Source organism: Sphingobacterium populi (assembly GCF_001586775.1).
Taxonomy (GTDB): Bacteria; Bacteroidota; Bacteroidia; order Sphingobacteriales; family Sphingobacteriaceae; genus Sphingobacterium; species Sphingobacterium populi.
Window position 1 is genome coordinate 443,193 of record NZ_LQXS01000003.1, and the last position, 19,150, is coordinate 462,342.

A 19,150-nucleotide genomic window follows, 5' to 3' on the forward strand; every position below is an offset into this window, starting at 1 on the left:
CTTGTCCGAGAAATAAAAGAGATGTATGTGCTTTCTTAAAAAGGTTTGCCGGGTGATTTTGGCATGTTGCGCATCATCTTGGACATCATACCTGGATTCGACATTTGTTTCATTACCTTACGCATATCACCAAATTGCTTCATTAGCTTATTGACCTCATCGATATTCGTGCCCGAACCTTTGGCAATGCGCACGCGTCTTTTCTGGTCAATCACATCTGGGTTTTGACGTTCGTATGGTGTCATTGAATCGATGATCGCTTCAATAGGTTTGAAAGCGTCGTCCTCGATTTCAATATCCTTTATTGCTTTTCCAACGCCGGGAATCATGCCCATCAGGTCTTTCATGTTACCCATTTTTTTGATCTGCTGGATCTGGGATTTGAAATCGTTGAAATCGAATTTATTCTTGCGGATTTTCTTCTGAAGTTCGGCCGCTTCTTTCTCGTCAAATTGCTGTTGTGCACGTTCTACCAAGGAAACCACGTCACCCATACCCAAGATACGGGAAGCCATACGATCTGGATGGAATACATCCAGCGCTTCCATCTTCTCGCCTGTACCGATAAATTTGATCGGCTTGTTGACGACAGATTTAATTGATAAAGCTGCACCACCACGCGTATCCCCATCCAATTTGGTTAAAACGACACCGGTGAAGTCCAAACGATCGTTAAATGCTTTTGCGGTATTTACGGCATCTTGTCCGGTCATAGAATCTACTACAAACAAGATTTCATGTGGTTGTGTAGCTTCTTTAACGGCCGTGATCTCCACCATTAAGGCTTCGTCAATCGCCAAACGACCAGCCGTATCGATAATCACGACATTATTACCATTGCGTTTTGCTTCTGCTACACCGGCTACTGCAATGGCAATCGGATCTTCGGATGCACGATCTACATACACAGGAACGCCGACTTGCTGTCCTAACACTTCTAATTGATCAATCGCTGCTGGGCGGTATACGTCACCTGCTACCAATAATGGTTTTTTACCTTTTTGTTCGCGTAGAAAGTTCGCTAGTTTTCCGGAGAAAGTGGTTTTACCCGCACCGTTCAATCCAGCGATTAAGATAACCGTCGGGTTTTTAGTGATCTCTAACTCTGTCACCGAACCACCCATCAAGTTGGTCAATTCGTCGCTCATAATCTTGGTGAGCAACTGACCAGGGGAGATGCTGGTTAATACATTTTGACCTAATGCTTTGGTTCTTACTTCGTCGGTAAAAGATTTAGCGGTTTTGTAGTTCACATCGGCATCCAACAATGCCTTCCGAATCTCTTTCATGGTTTCTGCCACGTTGATCTCCGTAATGTTACCCTGTCCTTTAAGGACTTTAAACGCTCTGTCTAGTTTGTCTTGTAAGTTTGAAAACATAATCCTGTATTATCCGCAATATGATACGTAGTGCAAAGCTACGAAAAAAGCCGGAGCAATGCCCCGGCTTTATAAATTTTATAAGCTTTAATATATTTAGTCTCTACGTCCGAAAAGGATGTATGCATAGTACAAAAGAGTTGCTAACGAAGCCAACGCTGCAACAACGTAAGTCATAGCGGCCCATTTCAAAGCGTCTTTTGCGCCATCATGCTCTTCTGTGCTGTGTGTGATATTTGCACCATCTAACCAAGCTAATGCACGGTTGGAGGCATCAAATTCTACTGGAAGCGTTACAAAGCTAAATAAAGTGGTAAGCGCTAAAGCACCAACACCAATCGCGAGTAGCCATATCTGTTCTGGTCTTACCGCCATAAGAATAATACCACCCAATAGTACCCAAGTCGTCATGCGTGAGGCGATGCTTACCATCGGTACTAGTGATGATCTCAATTGTAACCACGAGTACGCAGTAGCATGTTGTACAGCGTGCCCGCATTCGTGTGAAGCTACCGCAGCAGCAGCTACGCTACGACCGTGATATACTTCTGGACTCAAGTTTACTGTTTTGTTGGCTGGGTTGTAATGATCTGTCAATTGTCCTTCTACCGAAATGATTTCAACATCCGTCAGTCCGTTTTCGCGCAGCATTTTTTCTGCTACTTCGGCACCTGATAAACCCGATGTAAGGGGCATTTCCGAGTATTTCTTAAATTTACTCTTGAATCGATATTGTACGATCCAGCTAATTACGGCAATTCCTATAAAAATAATCCAATACATATTCTTTCGTCTTAATGTCTACTGAAACTTACTCAAAAAATATTCCAATGCTCCGAATAATCTAAATATAGTATTTATGTCTTGTTTATTGTGATGAGCACTGCAATTATGGCAGTAGAATTACGATTTAGCTAAATTGCGTTGCACGTAATCATAACTTTTCTTGATGCTTTCAAACTTGTTTGGCATGTAGATCTCATCTTGTTCTACAAAGGCATATTTCAAACCCGATTGCTCATCGAAGCGGATGATGTTAGCAAAGTCAATACTGCCAGACCCTACTTCGGCGTATTTAATTTGTTTGAATATTTCTCCTAGATCCATTGGCTCGCGTTTTCCCGTGCGTGGATTTACCTCAGGCGTTGCCAAAGGTTCGCTAAAGCTACGATCCATATCTTTTATGTGCCACATCGGGAATCGGTTTGGGTATTTTTCAAAATAGGTTTGCGGTTTTTCACCCGCTTTTACAGCCCAGTAAAGATCTAGTTCGAAATCCACTAATTCAGGATCGGTGAAAGCAATCAAGATATCCAATCCTTTGGTGCCATTGCCAAAAGGTCTAAATTCCCAGAAATGATTATGATAAGCCATTTTGATGCCTGCTTTCTTCGACAATTCGCCAGCGGCATTAAGCTGTTCGGCAAAAAACTGATAATCAGATGCAGTTAATTTATTAAGATCCGTCATCGGAGGAACAGGAGCAACAATGTACTCTTGACCTAGCGTGTGCGCAATCTCGATGTATTTATTTATGTCTTCAGGTTGTGTGCTTCCTTTTGTCAAATAATTGCTCAGGTCATAATGCCCGCTGTGGGTTTTAAGATTATTATCTTTCAGGATGTTTACAAGATCTGCTACTGGAATTCCCCAAAAGGTGCTATTTCCCGTATTGACACCAAATGTTTCAACATGTTTGTAGCCTATTTTGCCTACATTTTCCAATGTGTCTTTGGCATCTTTGTCCAAGAGATCACGCAAGGTAAATAATTGAATCCCGATATTTTTGAAAGGCGAACTGGTAATGTCTTCAGAAGAACTACAAGAGAGCCAATGCGGTGCTAGTGCAGCTGCTGCCAATCCAAGACCAGAATGACGTAAAAAGTTTCTGCGATTGATCGATTTCATGGTATGTGTTTGTGTTGGGTTTATTGTTGTGGTTATACCAAAAATAAGAAAGGATTTCTATAAACTAGAAATCCTTTCTTATTTTTTTGATAGAGCAGTTTTTATACCGTCATCACATCTTTTTCTTTCAGATCAGCGAGTTGATCTACTTTAACGATATAGCTGTCGGTTAGCTTCTGTACTTCGGCTTCACCTGTTTTAATCTCGTCTTCAGAAACACCGTCATTTTTCAATTTTTTGATTGACTCGTTGGCATCTTTACGAATGTTACGAATCGATACGCGACCGCGCTCTGCTTCTTCTTTTACTTTTTTGACTAAATCTCTTCTTCGTTCTTCAGTAAGTGCTGGTACAGCTAATCGAATCACGATACCATCATTTTGCGGGTTCAATCCTAGATTGGCATCAATAATGGCTTTCTCAATAGCGCCAATTAAAGACTTTTCCCATGGCTGAACGACGATTGTACGCGCATCAGGCGTGTTGACATTACTTACTTGCGCCAATGGTGTAGCTGAGCCATAATAGTCTACGAAAACACCATCTAACATACCTGGAGAGGCTTTGCCTGCCCGGATTTTTGTCAACTCATTTTCGGTATGTGCTACCGATTTATTCATGCTGTCTTTGCAATCGTCTAATTCGAGAGAAATTAACTCATTCATATCTTGATAATCTTTATTAACTAACTATGGTGCCGATGTCTTCGCCTTCAGCCAATTTTTTAAGGTTTCCTGCTTTGTTCATGTCAAAAACAACGATAGGGAGGTTGTTCTCTTGGCACAGCGTGAATGCTGTCATATCCATTACGTTCAATCCTTTTTCATAAACCTCGGTAAAGGATATTTGTTCGAATTTCTGTGCTGTCGGATCTTTTTCAGGGTCGGCAGTATAGATACCATCTACGCGTGTTCCTTTGAGTACGGCATCGGCATTAATCTCGATGGCGCGTAGGGAAGCAGCTGTATCAGTTGTAAAATATGGGTTTCCGGTTCCTGCTCCAAAGATCACCACGCGGCCTTTTTCCAAATGGCGCACGGCTCGTCTACGAATAAATGGTTCGCAGATTTGCTCCATTTTGATGGCAGTTAGCAAACGGGTTTTCATACCATTTTTCTCTAATGCATCTTGCAAAGCCATACTGTTGATTACTGTAGCAAGCATGCCCATATAATCGGCCTGTACACGATCCATTCCAGCTTTTTCAGCGCTAAGTCCGCGGTGAATGTTGCCACCACCGATCACGATAGCGACTTCCAATCCCATGCTGTGAATTTCCTGAATGTCTTTGGCGTATTGTTGGACACGATTGATATCAATACCGTAGCTTTGCTCTCCCATCAAAGCTTCTCCACTTAGTTTTAGTAGGATCCGTTTGTATTTCATATGTGTTTTTTGGAGTGTTTCCAAAAGCCAAATATAAGACAATTTTGTCGGTCAGCTAGGTTTATTCTGCTTTTTTCACACGTGCTATGACCTCATCGTAAAAACGCTCATAGTGTGGAACGATTTTGCAGATCTTGAAATCTTCCGCTCTTAACAAAGCATTTTCCTTGAATTCAGCCAATCTGGCGTCATCTTCCAAGATATATACGCCTTGCTTGGCCATGTTTTCCACATCACCAACATCACTCAAGTAGCCGCTAAATCCATCTACATTCAATTCTGGAAGACCACCCGTATTAGAAGAGATCACGGGTACTTTACAAGCCATGGCTTCCAGTGCTGCCAAACCAAAGCTCTCCGAACCAGATGGCATCAGGAATAAGTCTGCGATCGAAAGTATCTCTTCAATAGCATCCTGTTTTCCTAAGAAGCGTACGTGTTCCCATACATTAAGCTGGCGCGCCAATTCTTCCGAATTGCGTCGATCTGGTCCGTCTCCGACCATAAGTAATTTGCTCGGAATCTTTTGATTGATCTGCTCGAAGATACGAATCACATCGCCCGTATGCTTTACCTTACGGAAGTTGGAAGTGTGCACCACAATGCGCTCATCGTTGGGTGCGATCGCTTTTTTGAAATGTTCGTGATTCTTACTGTGAAATCTATTGAGATCGATGAAGTTTGGAATCACTTCGATGTGGTTTGTTATATCAAAGTAGTCTAATGTTTGTTGCTTCAGATTTTCAGAAACGGTGGTTACACCATCCGACTGGTTAATCGAAAAGGTAACGACCGGACTGAAACTTTTATCTTTACCTACCAAGGTAATGTCTGTACCATGCAACGTAGTGACAACAGGAATCTTAATTCCGTAGGTCGCCAAAATCTGCTTGGCCATAAAGGCTACGGAAGCATGTGGTATAGCATAATGCACGTGCAGCAAATCAAGTTTTTCATAGCGAACTACGTCTACCAGCTTGCTAGCCAACGCGGTTTCGTAGGGCGCATAATCAAAAAGTGGATATTGCGACATGGCCACTTCGTGATAAAAGAGATTCTCCGAGAAGAAATCTAATCTTGCGGGCTGGCTATACGTAATAAAGTGGATCTCGTGCCCGCTGGAAGCCAAAGCTTTACCCAGTTCGGTAGCCACTACACCGCTACCTCCGAAGGTAGGGTAACAAACTATTCCTATTTTCATTTGTCTTTTTTGTCTTCCTAAAATTAAACTTCATCAGGTAGATGCGTTCATCTGATCGTTCTCCTCATAGCTGGCGTACGGGTACTTGCCTGATGTAGCAAAGATAAGGAGGGTTTTATAATTGTTTTGCAATAATTCTATTGCGGAATGTTATATTTACATCAATGAATAAAGAGCAATTGACAAGAGAAATTTGGTTCAAGACCGCCCGCTCGGGTGGGGCTGGTGGCCAAAACGTCAATAAGGTGGAAAGTAAGGTGATGCTCTTTTGGGATGTGAATAACTCCGTTGCTTTCGACGAATTTCAAAAAAATACTATCCGTTCCCATTTATCCAATCGTATCTCGAGCGAAGGTATACTTTTATTGGAATCTTCCCAAAGTAGAAGTCAGCTAGATAATAAAGAGACCGTGATTGCGCGTTTTTTTCAGCTGCTAGCAGACGTCCTGAAACCCATCAAAAAAACGCCTCCCCACGCGTATTCCTAAATCCAAAATACTCCAACGGTTAGATCGCAAGAAAAAGCAATCGGAGAAAAAACAACAACGTAAGCGCTACGACTTTTAAAATATTCTTATTAATAGGACGTTATAGTTTTATGATATAGCTATCTGTGAACTAACCTAAACTTTATTTAAATGCGTTCATCCTCCATTCTACTCTTGGCTTTGCTGCCAATATTTGTTTTTACTTCTTGCAGAAGTTATGAGTTTTCCAAACAAGGGTTCATGGTGGAGAATGATCCACATTATCACAATGTTCGTAGTCATCTAAGTGTAGCAACTCTGCCAGAAAAAACAGAGATATCGGTGTTGAATAAGAAACATGGCCAAGCCTTACGATCTTTTGGTGTGAAGCCAAAGGAGGTTGAAGTACTGTTTGTGGCGGATTTGGATAGCCTCGTCGAAGTGATTGTTTGGCAATCCGAAGACAGTACCCGATCTTTTTCCAATTATTTGACGCAGACAGCAAAATCTAATCGGTATTTGTACAAGAAAAAGAGAGCCAAAGGGCAGCATTTGGTTCATGCAGTATATCAGTCGCCAACTGGCCCACAGGTGGGCTTTGTTTTTAGTAGTACAAATGTGTTAAACGAAGCAGCTATTAATCAATTTTTAAACAAGGATGTTCGATTTAGCCATAAGCTTTTCCCAGATATTACTGCCGTAGATTGTGTGCCTGAAAAGCAGATCGGTTGGGGAATCGATATTCCAGCCGAACTGGTCCGCGACGAACATACCTTGCTGAAAATATATCGAGTAGGAGAGCAGGATGAGGAATTGATATTATATACGTTACGCAATCCAGGTGAATTTTACTACACCGCCTTTTCGGTGTGCCAAGGAGCTACATATCGTGTGGTTTACAGTGATCTGCAACACCAAGAAATTTGGTCGTCGCAGGTGCATACCGATGATATCATCGAGCAAGATAGATTGTTAATGGAGAAAATGGGCTATCAATAAATACTACCTCATAAATTATCGCCAAATCATCCGCAACAATGTAGTAAGTTTAATATCTTTGATTCACCATATTAAATACGAATTATGATTTTAGAAGTAGCTGTATTAGAAATTATCGACGGACAACAAGCCAATTTTGAAAGAGATTACAAAACGGCTTGTCAATATATCAGCGCGAGCAGAGGTTACATCACGCATTCGCTGCGCAAGTGCATCGAAAAAAGTAATCAATACATTTTGCTGGTAGAATGGGAAACATTGGAAGATCATACCATTGGTTTTAAGGAATCCTCACTATTCAAAGAATGGGAAAAATTACTGCATCATTATTATGATCCCTTCCCTACAGTCGAGCATTACGAAGTGTTAAAATAGTAGTTTTTTCTTCTTTCTTACTATAATCTAGTATTTTTGTAGATATTTTACAAGACTGTAACCGCTATGCGCCTAACCGCTAAATAGCACTAAACGGCATACTATGTATACAAAAGAAAAGGCAACGGTAAATAGTTTCACCGTAGATCACACGAAGTTGAAGCAAGGAATCTACGCGAAAGCTTCTGCAACGAATAGCAGTAAGATGGATAGTTATACGACCTACGACATTCGTATGATTCGGCCTAATTCACCTGAACGCATGTTGTCGCCCGAAGTAATGCACACCTTAGAGCATTGTTTTGCGACTGAGATCAGAACTATTCTTGGTGATGAGGTGATTTACGTCGGTCCGATGGGATGTTGTACAGGTTTCTATGTCGTCTTAGCCGGGACTGACCGTACGCCCGAAAATGTGGCCAAATTGATGGAAGAAGTTTTAGAAATCGTGCTGACGGAAGGATATGAAGTGCCTTTCCAAAACCCAATAAGTTGCGGCAACTATACCTTTATGGATTGGGAAGCATCGAAAAAAGCCTCTGCGAATTTTCTACGTTTGATCAAGGCCGGAGAATTAGAATTTGAGTATCCATATATTGACGAAAACTAAATGATCCTTCATCAGGATATCGAAACGATTATCTTAGTTGCTAATAAGCAGGAGCTATCTTTCAAAGCACCAGACAAAACAACTTTGGTATACGAAATTGGTGTGGGCAAAGTCAACGCAATAGTATCCTTGTCCACATTGTACGAAGAAATAAAGACTTTAGGCATATCACCAATGCTGTTGAACGTAGGTACGGTGGGCAGTACTAGACATCCGGTAGGACATGTGCTTTATCCTGAGTTCTATGCTCAAGGTGATGCTTATACTGATGGTTTTTTCTTAGAAAACACGCAATTTATTCGTGGAAAGGGAGTGCTGTATTCAATTCCACTGGACGAATTTTCGTACGAAGAAGCGCTACTAACTTCAGATCGTTTTATTAATGTCACGACGGCATTTTACCAAGATATCAAGCATCTTAATCCATTAGCGTTCGATATGGAAGGCTATGCACTAGCAAGTTTCTGTTATCAAAAAAATCTACGGTTTCATAGTATCAAAATTGTATCTGACAACTGTGATGGTACGGTGAAAGATTGGGAAAGTATTCTCGGCGAGATTTCCGGCAGATTAGGCAGTATCCTAGATCAATTTATGCGATCCTTGGATCAAGGAAAAATGGCAACATCCAACGTTTTTTAGCTGCTGATTGGCATTTCCTCATCTTCTTATACAGCAAAAAAAAGGTTCATCCGACAGATGAACCTTTTACAATTATAAAAACCTCCTTTATTGGATGGTTAATCTTGAATGCCTTCTAACTTGAATAAAAAAGCATATTCTAATGCCAAATCTTTAAGGTAGTCGAATCGGCCCGATGCTCCACCATGCCCATACGCCATGTCGGTTTTAGCAGCACGACGTTGGATCCCCTTTTCGTCGCTCGGAGCTTCGCTACCCACTTTGCGGGTTCGAAATATTGAACTTGGCTATCATGTAGTCCTGTAGTTACTAACAAGTTCGGATATTCTTTGGCTTCAATATTTTCGTACGGAGAGTATGATTTCATGTACCGATACGCTGCTTCTTCATTTGGATTTCCCCACTCATCGTATTCGTTGGTGGTTAGCGGAATACTTTCGTCCAGCATAGTAGTCACAACATCTACAAATGGAACGGCGGCGATGACGCCATTCCACAGCGAAGGAGCCATGTTGATGACAGCGCCCATTAGCAATCCGCCAGCGCTACCTCCCTGCGCATACAGGTGTTCGGATGAGGTGAATTTTTGATTGATCAGATATTTTCCACAATCAATAAAATCGGTAAACGTATTTATCTTATGCATCATTTTTCCGTCTTCATACCATTGGCGGCCCATTTCTTCGCCACCACGAATATGTGCAATAGCAAATACAAAACCACGATTCAACAAACTTAATCGCGAGGAGCTAAATGTAGGATCCATCGACATGCCATAAGAACCATATGCATACAATAGCAAAGGAGCCTGTCCATTTTGCTTAAATCCTTTTTTGTAAACCAAGGAGATCGGTACCTTAGTTCCATCGGTAGCAGTGGCAAATATGCGCTTGCTTTCGTATTGATCCGTATCATATCCTCCAAGTACTTCTTGTTGTTTCTTCAGCTCTTTCTTCTTGGTCCGCATGTCATAATCGTAGGTCGAATTGGGCGTTACCATTGACGTATATCCATAGCGTAAGATTGGACTATTGTATTCTGCATTTACTCCCGAATAGACTGTATACGCCTCTTCTCCAAAATCAAGATAATGCTGTGTGGCTGCCTTCAAATCGTGTACCGCTAGCTGAGACAATCCATTTTTTCGCTCCGAAACGACCATAAAATCTTTGAACTCTTCCACGCCCTCCACAAGTACATCTTGGCGATGAGGAATCAGCACTTTCCAGTTCGATCTTTCCGTGCGATCCAAGGGCGTCTCCATCACCTTAAAATTCTGAGCATCTTCGTTGGTGACCACAATGAATCGGTCTTCCAGCGCTGTGATAGTATATAATACATTCTTTTGCCTTGGCTGAAAGATTTTAAACTCTTTATCGGGCATGTTTGCATCGAGATATCGTGTCTCGGAACTCAGTGTGCCACCGGAGTAAATCATGATGTAACGGCCATTCTTGGATTTCGATACACCGATATAATTAGAGTTGTCTTTTTCCTCGTACACGACGATATCGGCTGATTCGGAGGTGCCAAGCGTATGTTTTTTGATTTTTTCCGATAGTAAAGTTTTTGGATTTTGCGACGTATAAAAAATCGTCTTATTGTCGGCTGCCCATACCACATTGCCAGAGGTGCGACTAATACGATCTGAGTAAATCTCGCCTGTTTTGAGATTTTTGATGTGTAGGGTGTACTCTCTTCTAGAAACGGTGTCAACAGCAAAGGCCAATAAATTATTATCTGGACTGATTGATGTACCACCAACGGCATAATAGGCATAGCCTTCGGCCATTTTGTCGACATCTAGTAAGATCTCTTCTGCGGCATTAAGTGATCCTTTTTTACGACAAAGTTTATAATACTGCTTACCCTCATCAGTACGTCGATAATAATAGTAACCATCTTTGAGGTATGGTACACTTTCGTCTGCTTCTTTGATTCGCCCTTTCAATTCTTTAAACAAGGATTCTTGAAAGCCTTCGGTATCTTGCATCATGGCTTTTGTGTACGTATTCTCTGCATTCAGATAGGTGATCACTTTGCTCGAGTCGGGGCCTTCTTTGAAATAATCATTTAACCAATAATAATTATCAATTACCGTGTCGCCATGAATGATTCGCGTATAAGGGGTGAGCTCCGCTACAGGAGCTTTTGCATCAATCGCCCATTGTGGCGCATTTCTCTTTTTTTCTTCGGACTCGCAGGATCCTGCGATAATGGTAAGTGCAATCAAACTATATGATATTTTAAATTTCATGTTAAGTGAATGAAGTGTGGCTTTGTCGACGATTGTTTTTACGTAAACAGCACCAAAACAGCGTTATATAAATAACTTATCCAAGGGCTGTCTGATTACTTAAAAGTAATAGAAATATTTGATTTTTAAACTATTTAACAGCGGTCGCTACAATATTGCATTATATTTGTTTACATACGTAATAAACACTAATACACACACATGAACAAAGTAAACAAAGCATTACTCTATCTAGTGCTGGGAATATTCCCATTTGCAGGATCTGCGCAAGATAAAGATACACCGCCACCCAATTGGTACAATCTGGACTTTCAGAAAGATGGTATTATGGGAATAAGTACCGAGAAAGCATATGATTTCCTAAAGAATAAGACCGCAAAACCAGTTGTCGTTGCCGTACTAGATGGCGGAGTTGATATTACGCATGAGGATCTTAAAGAAGTGCTGTGGATGAATCCTAAAGAAACCGTAGGGAGCACTAAAGATAATGACGGCAATGGCTACGCAGGCGATGTATACGGATGGAATTTCTTAGGCAATGCCAATGGCGAAAATGTTGATCAGGACAATCTGGAAGTTACACGCTTAATCCGTCTATATGAGCCCAAATACATTTCTGTATTGCCAAGCACACGCCTTTCGGAGGCGGAGCGCCGCGAATTCGTCGCCTACCAACGCATGATCGGAGATTACACGTCGAAAATGGATGAAGCGCAATTCGGCGCAACCAATTACACGCGTCTAAAAGAAGATATTGATGGTATCGTGGCAAGCACAGGTAAGGAACCAAAAGATATCACCAAAGCAGACCTCGATAAGATAACACCAAGCAATGATCGCCAAAAAATGGCCATTCGTATTATTAAAAAGGAGCTCGACAAAGATCCATTTGATAAATTCTACGATAGCCTTACAGAAGGTGTGAAGTACTATCAGGAGCAAGTGAACTTTCACTTAAATAAAGACTTTAATCCAAGAACTATCATTGGTGATAATTATGACGATGCGAGTGAACGCTATTATGGCAATCCAGATGTGAAAGGCCCAGACGCAGGCCATGGCACGCACGTAGCCGGAATTATTGGCGCGAAACGAGGAAACAATATTGGCATCGACGGCGTGGCTGAGCACGTGCAAATTATGTCGGTGCGTACGGTGCCCAACGGTGACGAACACGATAAGGACGTGGCGAATGCCATTCGTTATGCGGTAGATAATGGCGCGAAGATTATTAATATGAGCTTTGGAAAAGCGTACGTGTATAATAAGCAAACCGTAGATGATGCGGTAAAATACGCGGAATCTAAAGATGTCCTATTAGTGCATGCAGCTGGGAACGATGGTAATGATCTTGATGTCTCTAAAAATTATCCTACAAAATACTATACAGATAGTTTAGGATCGGTGCAGGGTGAAGCCGCGAACTGGATTACTGTAGGTGCTACAGGCTGGAAGCAAGACGCTGATTTAGTGGCTACTTTCTCCAATTATGGATACCGCAGTGTCGACGTTTTTGCACCAGGCGTTAAAATCAATTCAACGATGCCAGAATCTACCTACAAAGAGCAACAAGGTACAAGTATGGCTGCGCCAGTGGTATCAGGATTAGCAGCTATATTACGTTCTTATTACCCAGACTTGACGGCAACTCAAGTAAAAGATATTATCCTAAAATCGGTTACCAAAGTAGATCAAAAAGTAAAAGTACCAGGAGAAGGCCGTTCTAGAAAGGCATATTTAGATGAGATCAGTGTATCTGGAGGGATAGTCAATGCCTATGAAGCGGTAAGATTAGCCGAAGAAATGGCTGTTAAGTAATAATTTTTAAAAATAATCAGAGCGGATACTATTAATGTTTATCTTACGTTTAGATAGTATATTTTAATTTAAACGCTTATGGTTAAAGTTTTTACAAAAGATGAATCATTAGCTTATCCCGTAGATCGGCAGCCTCAAAAGCTGACGGATGGTCAATTTGAATTGAGCCTGCAAGCCGGCATCAAAAAACTCAGTAAAAGTCCAAATGAAAAGACTATCGAAGCGATTTTAGGTTACTCTAAATCTTTACGCAAGCAAAAATGATCAGAAGCCTCAGAATTTAATTCTGAGGCTTTTCTTTTTAGCTCAATCACACTATTTTTTTAGTAGATTGGTTGCATGCAAAAAATCATTTCTACCTTCATTATCAGTTGCTGTATGGCACTTGGCACAAGCGCACAAACCACACATGTTCTATTTGAGACATCTTTTGGCGAGGTAGAAGTCGAATTGTTTGATGATACGCCGCAGCATCGAGACATGTTTTTACAAGCTGTCAAAGATAGCGTATACCATCGCGCTTTGTTCAACCGGGTAATTACTGGTTTTGTAAATCAAGGCGGCGAACTGGATGAACCTATATTAGAGGAGGAAGCAGCGGGAGTGCGCAAGCGCCAGCGTTTAACTGCCGAAATCCTGCCACAACACTTTCACCACAAAGGGGCACTCGGTGCCGGCCGAGATGACAATGCCGAAAAAGCATCATACCTCACGCAAATTTATTTTGTTATCGGCAAAGTAATAACGAGCGTTGAGCTAGCGGCATTAGAAAAATCAAAAGGAGTTAAAATTCCAGCTAAGCAACGTGAAATCTATTCCAGTATAGGTGGTATACCACGGCTGGATGGTGACTATACCATCTTTGGCAGCGTGGTTCGTGGTATGGAGATAGTTGAGCAGATCAATCATGTCGAGACCGACTCGTCGGATGTGCCACTCGCGCCCGTAGTATTTTCGGTACGTGTTTTGGAAGGATCTAGCCTATAGCTATGAAAAAATTAGATGTAACACGCCAAGATCACGATACACTGAGTGAGGCAATCGATTTCTGGGAAGAGCGAGGATATCTGGATACGCAGAAAAGTGCAGAATTGCGCGAATCGCTTGATGTGAAAAGTTTTGATTGGGGGCGTTTGGCTCGCTATGCATTTTGGGTAGCTTTAGGCTGTTTGGTCTTCGCCGTTTTGTCGCTATTTATTGATGAGGCCTTTGTACAATTTGTACAAAGCCTATCCGACGCGCCTGATGTCATCTACTTCGGATTCTTTGCTGCCTTGGCGGTCATATTTTACGCGCTCGGCTTTCGATACAAACTACGTAATCCTACCAAGACTTTATCTACCGAAACCATGATGTTAGTAGGTGTGTTTGCAACTGCAGCATCCATCGGTTTTTTAGGCAAAATATTGGGAAAAGACACCAGCCATTATTCGTTGTTTTTTCTATTATCAGTACTCATATATGGCTTTTTAGCCGTGAGATTTAAGTCACAGCTTATCTGGATCTTCATGCTCATTAGTATGGGCATATGGTTTGGTACAGAGACTGCACATCATAGTAATTGGGGATTTAAGTTCTGGGGGATGAACTATCCGCTTCGTTTCACGTTATTTGGTTTGGTGGTGACGCTGATCGCTATCTTCGTAGTACCACGGATTAAGGCCTTACTGGAATTTCGCAAAATGAGTTATGTGATTGGCCTATTGTATCTAATGATCTCACTATGGGCACTGTCCATATTTGGTAATTACAGTGATTGGGATCGCTGGGCATCTATCCGCCAATATGAGATGTTTTATTGGGGGCTGATCTCCACAGGTATCGCGCTTGGTTTGGTATTGTATGGTTTGCGTTACAAGGATAATACGACGCGAGAAATTGGTTTTGTGTTCTTTGTTATTAATATTTACACGCGTTATGTCGAATATTTGTGGGACAATATCAATCGTACTCTTTTCTTTCTGTTCTTAGCAGTTTCGTTTTGGTTAGTAGGACGTTGGGCAGAAAAAATTTGGAATAAACGAAATGCAGATTAGTCAGTAATAGCTAGCTACGTAGATTTTGAGAAGCCCAAGTAAACAAAATTCTTTATCTTTCCGGTTCAGATAAATTCCACGTATCTAACATGATTAAAACATCGTTATTTTTAAGCTATTTCCTTTTAGCTGTGCTATATTTTGGATATGCCCAGTCAGCCAAGGATTCACACAATCTACCATTAATCCCTTATCCACAATCGGTCATCATGCACGACGGTATTTGGTCGCCCCAATCCGAGTTGTTGCAATACTATAGCGATGATATTTCTTTCTTTGAGCAAGAAATCACCGTGCTTACACAGCAAGTGTTTGCAGGTAAGACGCTACAGCTCGCTCGAAATGCAGGTTCTGCTAATATCTTGCTGCTGAAAGATGATCAGATCGAAGCGGAGCACTATCACTTAAAAATAGATGCGAAGGGAATACATCTACGTGCTGGTACATCGTCCGGGATGTTTTACGGTTTGCAATCTCTGAATCAACTGCTACTCACCAGCAAAACGAACCACGTAATTACTTTGCCCTTTGTTCAGGTCGAGGATGGTCCAAGTTTTGGCTGGCGTGGTGCACATTTGGATGTTGCGCGACATTTCTTCTCCAAAGAATACATTCTGCGCTTCATTGATTTGCTAGCAATGTACAAGTTCAATAAATTTCACTTTCACCTCACTGACGATCAGGGTTGGCGATTGGAAATTAAAAAGTATCCAAAGCTCGCGGAGTTGGGCGGTTGGAGGACATACAATAACCACGATACTGCGCTATTACAAAAAGCTAAAACTAACCCTGATTTTGATCTGCCCAAGGAGCATCTACGCGAGCGTAACGGAGTGATCGAATATGGCGGTTATTATACACAAGAAGATATCAAAGAGATTTTGCAGTACGCAAAAGATAAACACATAGAAGTTATTCCAGAAATTGATATGCCTGGACATATGTACATGGCCACAAAGGCATATCCGGACTTACTTTTAGATGCTGGCGAAGCGAGCTGGGGCAAAACCTTCTCCACACCAATCTGCCCATGTAAAGAAGAAGCCTATACTTTTGTGGAGAATGTGCTCACGGAAGTAATAGAATTGTTCCCGAGCAACTACATACATATTGGTGCTGATGAGGTAGAAGAAGATAGCTGGGAAAAGTCGGCCTTGTGCCAGTCACTCATGAAAGAGCATAATATTGCTGATTTGGATGCATTGCAAAGCTATTTTGTGAATCGAGTGAATACTTTTATCACCAAAAACGGTAAGCGAGCCATTGGTTGGGATGAGGTATTGGATGGCGGCGTAGATAGTGCTATGACCGTGATGTACTGGCGCGGATGGGAGAAGGATGCGCCACACAAAGCGGCTTCTCGAGGGCATGATGTCATCATGACGCCAACAAATCCATTGTATTTTGATTTTCTGCCAAACAGCAGCTCGCTGAATAGCGTTTATCATTTCCGTCCAATTCCAACGGATCTGCCACCGCAAGATCATGCGCGCATTATGGGCGCTCAGGCCAATACTTGGACTGAAATGATCCCATCGGTCGCGCGATTGGAGTTTATGATTCTGCCACGATTAACCGCATTGGCCGAACGTGTATGGACGAATCAGGAGCTGTTTACTTCATATCAAAATCGTGTCGTAGATCATTATCATGCTTGGCAGCAACTGGGATACAGTTTTCGAATGCCAGATTTGCATGGTTTCGCCGATCAGCAAGTCATCGTAGATGGAAAAGCAGCATTTCGGGTGAATAATCCGCTGGCTTGGGCTAAAGTATATTATACGACCGATGGCAGTTTGCCTACGGCTAACAGTAAGGTATTGAAGGAGGAGCTGGTGGTACATGAACCAACTCAGATTCGATTTGCATCCATCACCGAAAGCGGCGCAAAGAGCGAATTGTATCAAATTGATTTTGTGAATGACTCTTGGAAGAAACCTGTGAAAGCATCCCTGAGAGGTCGCGAAAACGGCTTGTTTACAAAGTTTTTCGAAGGCAAATTTCCTAAAGTCGCCACGATCGACGGCAACGTAGTGCGCGAGGAGGTTTTAGAGAATGTGCATATTGCAGATACGGTAAATATGCCGGCATTCGCGGCGCAGCTCCGGGCCTACATTCGCGTTCCGAAAGATGGAATCTACAGCTTCTATTTTACGTGCGATGACGGCGGTGTGTTGCGCATTGCGGACCAAATGGTCGTTGATAACGACGGTAATCATTCTCCGATCATGAAGAGTGGGCAGATTGCTTTAAAAAAGGGTTTGCACGACTTTGCAATAGATTTTATTGAAGCAGGTGGTGGTTTTACCTTAGAACTGCAATACAGCGTAGATGGGGGCGAGGTGGTGCCAATTCCAGACGATTGGTTCTACCAACGATAAGCTATTGAATGCTATAAGAAAAAGCAAAAGCCCTTGATCGTCAAGGGCTTTTGCTTTTTCTGAATGGCTTATCCTGTATTAGCGCGTGCCGCCATCTTCTGGAATATCAACTACTAATCGATTGTCGCGGTTCACAATATCCCAAGTAGTGTGAAAGATTAAGTGTTCGCGCTTTACCATCATTGGGAAATCAATTTTATCGACGGTATCCTCAGGTGTGTGATAATGTGGATGTAAACCCGAAAAGAAGAACAAAGCAGGAATACCTTTTTTCGCAAAGTTGTAGTGATCTGAGCGATAGTACAGGCGCATAGGATCATTCGGATCATTATACATGCCATCTAGTTCCATACCAGTATATTCTTCATTAGCTTTCTCTACCAATGGATTTAATTCCGAGCTCAACTTATTTGTGCCGATCACGTGCACATAGTTGTGATTGCCTTCCAAATGTTTGTCATCGATGCGTCCGATCATGTCAATATTAATACAGGCAACAGTATTGTCTAGCGGAAAGATTGGATTTTCTACATAGTAGTTAGATCCGAGCAAGCCTTTCTCTTCTGCCGCATATGCGATAAATAAAATGCTACGACGTGGACCTTTGCCATCTTTTTTAGCTGCCGCAAAAGCGCGTGCAAGATCGATTACCGCTACAGTACCCGTTCCGTTATCATCTGCACCTGGGAATATTGTGCCGTCAGGCAAGATACCATCATGATCCCAGTGACCGCCAATAACCACAATTTCATCTTTCAGATCAGATCCTTCTAACAAGCCCAATACGTTAGGATCGTCCAGATCTTCTTGATTGTTACCCATTTCTGCCCTTAATGTCGTATTTATGGCAAAGGAGTTTGGCTTTTTTGTTTCCGAAATGGTCTTTTTGACGTGCGCTAAATTGGTGTTTTTAGCTTCTAAAATACCATTTACCATATCTTCAGTAGCGATCACCATCGGTACACCATTGTTCATCGTTGGATTGTCGGATTTCTTCAGACCCACGCGGCCAGAATTTAATCTGCCACTGACACGTGTGATATTTTGAGCTACCTGAGCTGAGGTGGCAATAATGAGTTTAGGCTCTTTTTTCATCAATTCCTGTAGGCGCTTCAAGCGGCTACGTGTCCAGTCAGATTCTTTCGCTGTACCCGAAATCAACGAGTTGCCAGCAGCATCTTTGGGCTCTCCTTCATTGATGAAAACGACGACTTTGCCCGTAACATCAAGACCGCTGAGATCATTGTAATGCTCATCTTGGATACCATAGCCAATAAAGATCAGCTCGTCGGCACTGTAGTTTTGCAGTGTATTTTCACCTTGTACATAAAAGTCTTTGCCGTAGTTGTATGACTTTCCTCCAATACTAAAATCTTTCACGGCGTATACCGATTTGACAAGACTTACGGGTTGAAAATAGGAGCCATTGACTGGCTTTGTTAAGCCAAATTCTTCAAATTGCTGGGCGACATATTCTGCTGCTTTGCGACCACCAGCTTGCCCAGTCCCACGGCCTTCAAATTCGGGAGAGGCCAGTATTGTTAAGTGTTTCTTTGCTAATTCTTCCGTGATTTTACCAGCATATTTTTTTTGTACAGCTTCTTGCGCAAATGTGCAGCTCCAAATGGCTGGAACAATAAATAGTAGAGAAAGATACTTTTTCATGTATGTCCTTTAGTTCTTGTAGTTAG

At 42.0% G+C, this 19,150-nt stretch carries 18 protein-coding genes; 10 read left to right on the forward strand and 8 right to left on the reverse strand.

Annotation, left to right across the window (positions count from 1 at the left end; translation table 11 throughout):
- Positions 1-35 precede the first annotated feature (35 nt).
- From ffh to bshA, 6 genes are all read right to left on the reverse strand, one after another.
- On the reverse strand, positions 36-1,379 hold the full coding sequence (gene ffh / locus A0125_RS09770) for a signal recognition particle protein (protein WP_066755078.1): 1,344 nt from the start codon (positions 1,377-1,379) through the stop codon (positions 36-38).
- A gap of 96 nt (positions 1,380-1,475) precedes the next feature.
- Entirely contained in the window at positions 1,476-2,162 is a 687-nt protein-coding gene (locus A0125_RS09775) for a zinc metallopeptidase (protein WP_066755079.1), read from the reverse strand.
- A gap of 120 nt (positions 2,163-2,282) precedes the next feature.
- The gene (locus A0125_RS09780; RefSeq protein WP_066755081.1) at positions 2,283-3,287 is read right to left on the reverse strand and encodes a sugar phosphate isomerase/epimerase family protein; all 1,005 of its coding nucleotides are present in this window, start codon (positions 3,285-3,287) and stop codon (positions 2,283-2,285) included.
- Between the two features lie 101 nt (positions 3,288-3,388).
- The gene (gene frr / locus A0125_RS09785; RefSeq protein WP_066755083.1) at positions 3,389-3,952 is read right to left on the reverse strand and encodes a ribosome recycling factor; all 564 of its coding nucleotides are present in this window, start codon (positions 3,950-3,952) and stop codon (positions 3,389-3,391) included.
- A gap of 16 nt (positions 3,953-3,968) precedes the next feature.
- On the reverse strand, positions 3,969-4,673 hold the full coding sequence (gene pyrH, locus A0125_RS09790) for a UMP kinase (protein WP_066755085.1): 705 nt from the start codon (positions 4,671-4,673) through the stop codon (positions 3,969-3,971).
- Between the two features lie 61 nt (positions 4,674-4,734).
- Positions 4,735-5,874, reverse strand: coding sequence for an N-acetyl-alpha-D-glucosaminyl L-malate synthase BshA (gene bshA, locus A0125_RS09795; protein ID WP_066755087.1), 1,140 nt, complete (start codon positions 5,872-5,874; stop codon positions 4,735-4,737).
- Between the two features lie 164 nt (positions 5,875-6,038).
- Here bshA and A0125_RS09800 point away from each other — a divergent pair, with 164 nt between their 5' ends.
- The 5 genes from A0125_RS09800 to A0125_RS09820 all read left to right on the forward strand — a co-directional run bounded on the left by A0125_RS09800 (position 6,039) and on the right by A0125_RS09820 (position 8,967).
- A complete protein-coding gene (locus A0125_RS09800; protein ID WP_231863196.1) occupies positions 6,039-6,362 on the forward strand; it encodes a peptide chain release factor-like protein in 324 nt (107 codons plus the stop codon).
- Positions 6,363-6,512: 150 nt separating this feature from the next.
- Positions 6,513-7,340 (forward strand): hypothetical protein, encoded by an 828-nt coding sequence (locus tag A0125_RS09805; RefSeq protein ID WP_066755089.1) that lies wholly within the window; start codon positions 6,513-6,515, stop codon positions 7,338-7,340.
- Positions 7,341-7,424: 84 nt separating this feature from the next.
- Positions 7,425-7,715: an antibiotic biosynthesis monooxygenase family protein gene (locus tag A0125_RS09810; RefSeq protein WP_066755091.1), complete on the forward strand. Its 291-nt coding sequence runs from the start codon at positions 7,425-7,427 to the stop codon at positions 7,713-7,715.
- A gap of 103 nt (positions 7,716-7,818) precedes the next feature.
- On the forward strand, positions 7,819-8,325 hold the full coding sequence (locus A0125_RS09815) for an S-ribosylhomocysteine lyase (RefSeq protein ID WP_066755096.1): 507 nt from the start codon (positions 7,819-7,821) through the stop codon (positions 8,323-8,325).
- On the forward strand, positions 8,326-8,967 hold the full coding sequence (locus tag A0125_RS09820) for a 5'-methylthioadenosine/S-adenosylhomocysteine nucleosidase family protein (RefSeq protein WP_066755097.1): 642 nt from the start codon (positions 8,326-8,328) through the stop codon (positions 8,965-8,967). It begins immediately after the preceding gene.
- 139 nt (positions 8,968-9,106) lie between these two features.
- Here the strand turns inward: A0125_RS09820 and A0125_RS09825 are convergent, their stop codons facing one another.
- Complete coding sequence (locus A0125_RS09825; RefSeq protein WP_231863197.1) at positions 9,107-11,224, reverse strand: S9 family peptidase; 2,118 nt, start codon at positions 11,222-11,224, stop codon at positions 9,107-9,109.
- Positions 11,225-11,425: 201 nt separating this feature from the next.
- On the opposite strand from A0125_RS09825, the gene A0125_RS09830 reads away from it, so the two are divergent.
- The 5 genes from A0125_RS09830 to A0125_RS09850 all read left to right on the forward strand — a co-directional run bounded on the left by A0125_RS09830 (position 11,426) and on the right by A0125_RS09850 (position 17,459).
- Positions 11,426-13,042 (forward strand): S8 family peptidase, encoded by a 1,617-nt coding sequence (locus A0125_RS09830; protein WP_066755099.1) that lies wholly within the window; start codon positions 11,426-11,428, stop codon positions 13,040-13,042.
- A gap of 78 nt (positions 13,043-13,120) precedes the next feature.
- Positions 13,121-13,306 (forward strand): hypothetical protein, encoded by a 186-nt coding sequence (locus A0125_RS09835; protein ID WP_066755101.1) that lies wholly within the window; start codon positions 13,121-13,123, stop codon positions 13,304-13,306.
- Positions 13,307-13,381: 75 nt separating this feature from the next.
- Entirely contained in the window at positions 13,382-14,029 is a 648-nt protein-coding gene (locus A0125_RS09840) for a peptidylprolyl isomerase (RefSeq protein WP_066755103.1), read from the forward strand.
- 2 nt (positions 14,030-14,031) lie between these two features.
- Positions 14,032-15,078 carry a hypothetical protein gene (locus tag A0125_RS09845; RefSeq protein ID WP_066755105.1) on the forward strand — a complete coding sequence of 349 codons (1,047 nt, stop codon included), beginning with the start codon at positions 14,032-14,034 and terminating at the stop codon, positions 15,076-15,078.
- An 89-nt stretch (positions 15,079-15,167) separates the two neighbouring features.
- Complete coding sequence (locus A0125_RS09850) at positions 15,168-17,459, forward strand: family 20 glycosylhydrolase (RefSeq protein ID WP_082784994.1); 2,292 nt, start codon at positions 15,168-15,170, stop codon at positions 17,457-17,459.
- A 78-nt stretch (positions 17,460-17,537) separates the two neighbouring features.
- Here A0125_RS09850 and A0125_RS09855 read toward each other — a convergent pair whose 3' ends face one another.
- A complete protein-coding gene (locus tag A0125_RS09855; RefSeq protein ID WP_066755107.1) occupies positions 17,538-19,124 on the reverse strand; it encodes a M28 family peptidase in 1,587 nt (528 codons plus the stop codon).
- Between the last annotated feature and the right edge of the window lie 26 nt (positions 19,125-19,150).